At 67.0% G+C, this 5,814-nt stretch carries 4 protein-coding genes and 2 pseudogenes; 4 read left to right on the top strand and 2 right to left on the bottom strand.

Annotated features, from left to right (window positions below):
* Positions 1–305, bottom strand: a pseudogene (locus SFU54_RS10810) (hypothetical protein); the annotation flags it as partial.
* Between the two features lie 23 nt (positions 306–328).
* Positions 329–1,660, bottom strand: a complete 1,332-nt coding sequence (locus tag SFU54_RS10805; RefSeq protein ID WP_319016281.1) for an ABC transporter substrate-binding protein — start codon at positions 1,658–1,660, stop codon at positions 329–331.
* A gap of 446 nt (positions 1,661–2,106) precedes the next feature.
* Between SFU54_RS10805 and SFU54_RS10800 the strand changes: the two genes are divergently transcribed.
* The 4 genes and pseudogenes from SFU54_RS10800 to SFU54_RS10785 all read left to right on the top strand — a co-directional run bounded on the left by SFU54_RS10800 (position 2,107) and on the right by SFU54_RS10785 (position 5,792).
* On the top strand, positions 2,107–3,306 hold the full coding sequence (locus SFU54_RS10800) for a mandelate racemase/muconate lactonizing enzyme family protein (protein WP_319016280.1): 1,200 nt from the start codon (positions 2,107–2,109) through the stop codon (positions 3,304–3,306).
* 18 nt (positions 3,307–3,324) lie between these two features.
* Complete coding sequence (locus SFU54_RS10795) at positions 3,325–4,092, top strand: FadR/GntR family transcriptional regulator (protein ID WP_319016279.1); 768 nt, start codon at positions 3,325–3,327, stop codon at positions 4,090–4,092.
* Between the two features lie 18 nt (positions 4,093–4,110).
* Complete coding sequence (locus tag SFU54_RS10790) at positions 4,111–5,061, top strand: hypothetical protein (RefSeq protein ID WP_319016278.1); 951 nt, start codon at positions 4,111–4,113, stop codon at positions 5,059–5,061.
* Positions 5,058–5,792: pseudogene (locus tag SFU54_RS10785) on the top strand (SDR family NAD(P)-dependent oxidoreductase). Before SFU54_RS10790 ends, SFU54_RS10785 begins: the two are co-directional and overlap by 4 nt.
* Positions 5,793–5,814: the final 22 nt, after the last annotated feature.

Below are 5,814 nucleotides of genomic sequence, written 5' to 3'. Positions count from 1 at the left end.
GCGACGAAGATGACGAGCGGCACCGAGATGAGGAACTTCAGGTTGTTGAGAAACACCTGGTGCACGATCGGGTCGTTCAGCAGCGCAATGTAGTTGTCGAACCAGCGCCACTCATACTTCAGACCGTTGGTCTTCGTGAATGAGATGAACAGGGCGAAGGCGACGGGGAAGGCCATGAAGCCGACCACGATGAGAAAGGCCGGAAGCACAGCGAGCAGACCGACAATGCGGTCACGCCGGCGGATTCCTCCGGGCTTGCGGGGCGAGGGGGCCCCGCCCGTGGGCGCCGCCGAAGCGGCGCCCACGCGCGAGGTCAGAGAAGCTGAGCTCACTGGTTTGCGATCTCAGTTTCGTACGATGCCTTCAGCTGAGCGACGGCGTCTTCAGGCGTGATGCTGCCGAGGAAGACTCCGGCGTTCACGCGGTAGAAGAGGTCGATCGTGGCCTGCGGCATGACCGAGTCGAAGGCGAAGGTCACGCCATCGGTCGCCTGGGCCAGCTGCTCGAACTGCTGACGCAGCAGCGGGTTCTGAATCTTCGACGGGTCACCGTCTTTGTGGTTCGAACCCTGCGTCTGGTAGAGCTCAACGAAGACGTCTTGGTTCTCGGCCTGGGCCAAGAACTTCAAGAACTCAGCGGCGAGCTCTTTATTCTCTGAGGTCTCCGAGATCGAGATAGCGATCTCAGGGCCACCCGCACCCATGGCCGGGTAGTCCGAGCCCTCGAGCGTGGGGATGAAGAACGAGCTCACGCCGTCTTCGCCGAAGGCGTCGAGCATGTTGTTGTTCTCCCAGCTACCGACGAGGTAGTAGGCGCTCGAGCCGTTGACGAATCCAGCCGTCGACTCACCGTTCGACACCTGGCCGGCGTCGGGGTTCGTCAGGCCGCTGGCGCCCCACTCAGCAAACGCTTCGTAGGCACGGACCATGGCGGGGTCATCCACCGGAATCTCACCCGCGTACATCTGGGTGAAGACCGACTCACCGAGCTGACCACCAACGAGAGCCGCGATGGCCCACGCACCGACATAGCCCTCAAGGTTCGCGACCCAGAAGCCGTTCTTGTCGGTGTTGTCGACGACCTGCTGGCCGTTCGCGAGCATCTCTTCCCACGTTGCGGGCGGGTCGTTCGGGTCGAGGCCCGCCTCTTCGAGCACGGCGTGGTTCTGGAACACCGTGAAGAGGTTGCCAGCGCCGTAGGGCATACCGAGCAAGCGGCCGTCGGCCGAGAAGCCTTCGCGGTTGACGTTGACACCCGCGAGGTTGTCGAGAACCTCAGGGCCCTGCAGCGGGTCGAGGTCGGTGAAGAAGTCAGCGAACGAGATGGTCGGGCCACCCGCGTACTGAATGCGGATGTCGGGGCCGTCACCGGCGATCGCGGCAGCTTGGAACTGCGCGCTGTTGGCGGTGATGTCGCCGCCCTGCTGCACGACCTCGATGGTCACACCCGGGTTGGCCTCCATGAACTTGGCCGCCATCTGGTCGATGAACGAGTTCTCGAGGTCGGGGTCACCGTTCTCGAGCGTGCGCCCGAGAATTCCGGTGTCCCACACGAGCAGCTCGCCGCCGACTTCTTCCGCCGGCTCGGCGGGCGCGCACGCTGCGAGACCGGCGACGAGGCCGACGGTCGCGACGATTGCCGCTACCTTCCGTGTCTTCATTGCTGTGTCCTTCCTATCGGGGCACACGACCGGGAAGACCCGGCCGCTTCGGGAATCGCGCGCTCGTTGACGGCACGTCGCCGGGCCGTCGGTGATGCGGCGAGCTTCGGGCGAGCGAATAGACCCGCCGAAGGTCGAGAGGTGTGCGAGAAACAAGCGTGCGCACGCGAGGCTCGCCCGGCCGTGGCCAGGGTGCTCTCTAGCGTTTGCGACATCATCGTCTCGTTTCTTCGCACTATGGCCCGAGCCATGTCGTGAAGCCATTACATCATACCTAGACGCAATGTGCGCAAGATCGTATATGCAATCGTTACCGTGAGCGGGCTTGCGTCGGGGTGTAACGTATGATGTAACGATGCATCGCACGGTGGCGATCACGGGCTCAGCCCCGATCCCCCGGGCGGAGAGCACGCACCTCTGACCATCGCGAAGGCGGCCACCGACACATGATCATCGAATCCGTCGACTTCTTTTACGTTGCTATGCCCGAGATCACCCTCGAGGCAGACGGCAGTCAAGACGCGCTGCTCGTTCGTGTCACCGCGGGCGGCTACGAGGGCTGGGGCGAGTGCGAGGCATCGCCGCTCACGTCTATTGCCGCGTTCGTGACCCCCCGGTCGCACGGGGTGTGTCAACCGGTGGCGGCATCCGTCATGGGCGAAACGCTCGACAGCCCCGACGACATTCACCGCATGGCGCGACTCGTCGGCCGCAACAGCATGGACCTCTTGCAAGCGGGCCACACATGGTCGGGCATCGAGATCGCCCTGTGGGATCTCTTGGGCAAGATGCGTGACGAGCCGGTCTGGCGGATGCTCGGCTACACCCACAGCCACGCAAAACTGCCCTACGCCTCGATGCTCATGGGCGACACTCCGCAAGAAACCCTCGACCGCGCGCGCCTCGCCCGCAGCAACGGGTTTCGCGCCGTGAAGTTCGGCTGGGGAAGCTACGGCACCGGCACGGCCGCGGCCGACGCCGACCACGTGGCCGCCGCGCGCGAGGGGCTCGGCGACGACGCCCAGCTGCTCATCGACGCGGGCCAGATTTGGGGCGACGACGTTGACGCGGCCATCGCGCGGCTCGACGCCCTCGAAAAGGCTCACGCGACCTGGCTCGAAGAGCCGTTCGTGCCGCACGCCTATGTGGCTCACGCTGCCCTCGCGTCACGCGCCCGCACCGTCGGCATCGCGGGTGGCGAGGGTGCGCACACCGTGCACATGGCGACCAACCTCATCGACTATGGCGGCGTGCGCTTCATTCAGGTGGATGCGGCGCGCATCGGCGGCATCGGCCCGTCGAAGGCCGTGGCCGATCACGCCGTGCAGCACGGCACCACCTACGTGAACCACACGTTCACCTCGCACCTCGCGCTCTCGGCCTCGATGCAGCCCTTTGCGGGGCTCGCCGACCACCGCATCTGCGAATACCCGGTCGAGCCCAAAGAGGTTGCCCTCGCGATCTCGAGCAACCACATTCGCCCCGACGCCAACGGTGAAGTGCGGGCTCCGGATGCCCCCGGCCTGGGCATCGAGGTCGACCTCGAGGGCCTCGCGCCCTACATGCGTCACGTCGAAATTTCGATCGACCACGAGCGTGTTTACACAAGCCCCGACGTGCCCCATAAGGTGAGTGAAACCGTTTAGGCACGAGGAGGTCGACGCATGGCAGAGCTGGGCGGTGACCTCGATCGTGGTGCGGGGTATTCGATGCGCGGGCTGCAGGCCCGCGTCATCGATGGTGTCGGCCGGCAGATCATTGGCGGGCAATACGCTCCCGGCGACTTGCTGCCGAAAGAGGCCGAACTCACCGAGCAATTTGGCGTGTCGCGCACCTCGGTGCGGGAGGGCATGCGGGTGCTCGCCGCGAAGGGCCTCGTCGACATCCGTCAAAAAATCGGCACGCGCGTGCGCCAGCCCGAGAACTGGAATGTCTTCGACAGCGACATCTTGCGCTGGCACAGCGATGTGGGCCGCGGCGACGAAATCATGCGCAACCTCGTGGAGGTGCGCCAGATCATGGAGCCCGCCGCCGCTCGCCTCGCCGCCGGCCGCGCGTCGATGGACGACCTCCGGCGCATGGACGACGCCCTCGCCGACATGGTCGCCAACTCGACCAATCGCGAAGGCTACGCGCACGCCGACGTCGAGTTTCACCTCGCCGTCTATGCCGCCTCGCACAACGTGCTGCTGCGCCAGTTCGGCAGCGTCGTCGCCGACTTCATGTATGCGTCGTTCACGGTGCAGCAAGCGACCGCGGCCGACGACGAGCTCTTCTCTGAAGATGCCGAAACCCACGCCGCCGTCTTTCGTGCCATCAATGGTGGCAACGGCGAAAAAGCGGCCGAAGCCATGTTGCACGTCGTGCTCGACGGCAAGAACGCGCTCATCAAAGCCCTCAGCGAGCAGCGCGATGGTGTGGCCGCGCCCTAACCTCTCGCAGGTTTCGGGATGACCGCGCAACCGGCCGTGCGCCTCCAGCGCGGCGGCATCAGCGCGGTGGTTCTGCCCGACGAGGGTGGCGTGCTCACCGAGTTGCTCGTGCACGGGCGCCCTGTGCTCAGCGCGACTCCCTGGGCCAGTGCTGTGGTGCCCGGCTCGGCGCCCGCGGATTCTGAAGCGCTCTGGGTTGAGCGCTGGCGCGGCGGCTGGCAATTGTGTTTTCCGACCGCAGGCCAACCCAACCCCCTGGCCGCCGTGCGCGAGGGTTTTCACGGCGCGGCCTCGCAAGCCCCCTGGCTCGCGGTCTCGCAGACGGCCGACACGATCGCCCTCGGCTGGGCCGACCGCGAGGGCCTGAGCGCCGAACGCATCTGGCGGCTTAGCGACGAGGGTGTGACCGTGGGCACGCGCGTGCACAACGCCGGCGCCGACACTCGCATGCTCGTGATTGCCGAACACCTGATTCTGGGCGGCGATGTGCTCGCCGGCCCGCTGTTTCTCGACGTGCCCGCGGGCACGTGGCTGCGACCGCTCGACTACGCCGGACTGCCCGACGGTTCGCCGGTTGCGTGGCCGGGCGACCCCGCCGAGCGGTGGCCGGTCGTCGACCGGGCGACGCCGGCGCGCGTCACGGGGCTAGCGGGCGTGCAGCCCCAGCGCGTGGGCGCGCGCGGCTCGCACGTCGACGTGCTCGTCGAGTGGCAGGGCTCCGCCCTGCCCCACGCGTTGCTCTGGCAAGAGCTCGGCGTCTCGACCGAGCACCCCTGGAACGGGCAGGTGCGCGCCCTCGGCATCGAACCCACGTCGACCCCGCACGGCGCCGGCACCGCGTTCGACAGCGACCTCGTGCGACTGCCGCCGGGCGGCACGCTCGACTGGAGCGTGGCGCTGACCGTGCGGTGGGCATCCGGCGCCCCCTCATCTGCTTCACCCACCGCGAACGACGGAGACAGAGCATGACGCACGCGACCCCGCACTTGCGCACGATCGTGACCGGCGCGGCCAACGGCATCGGTGCGGCCATCGCCGACCGGCTGCGCGCCCGCGGCGACCAGGTGATCGGCCTCGACCGCGAAGAGGGCACGGATGTTGTGCTCACCGACCTCGCTGACCCCGCTGCCCGCGCGCGCGGTGCCGCCATCGCGGCCGAGCGACTGGGCGGCGTCGACGTGCTCGTCACCGTGGCCGGCATCTTTCGGCAGGGATCGATTCACGACAGCGACTTCGACGACTGGCGCGCCGTGTGGGCCGTGAATCTGGATGCCCCGCTCGACCTCATGCGCCTGCTCACGCCCGGCATGGTCGAGCAGGGGTTCGGCCGCATCGTCACAATTACGAGCGTGCATGCTCGGCAAGCCCAGCCCGGCTGCCTCGCCTATGACGTGTCGAAAGCTGGCCTCGAAGCCGCGACCCGCTCGGCCGCTCTCGACCTCGCCGCGCATGGCGTGCTCGCCAACGCCGTTGCCCCGGGCTTCGTGCGCACGCGCATGAGCCTGCTGCCCGACGGCACCGACGAGACCGACACCGACGCATTCCGTCAGCAGTAGGTGGAGAGCGGCAAGCTGCCGCTCGGCCGAGCTGCCCTGCCCGCCGAGATCGCTCCCGTGGTCGACTTCTTGACCTCGCGCGACAACACTTACACAACCGGGCAAGTGGTGACCGTCGACGGCGGTCTCACCATGACGTTCTAGGAGGCACCGCGAATGCTTGCTG

Origin of the sequence: Microcella sp. (assembly GCF_033763155.1) — a bacterium.
In the GTDB taxonomy this organism is placed as follows: domain Bacteria; phylum Actinomycetota; class Actinomycetes; order Actinomycetales; family Microbacteriaceae; genus Microcella.
Note: the sequence above shows the minus strand (reverse complement) of the source record. Positions and strands in the feature narration are given on the sequence as shown.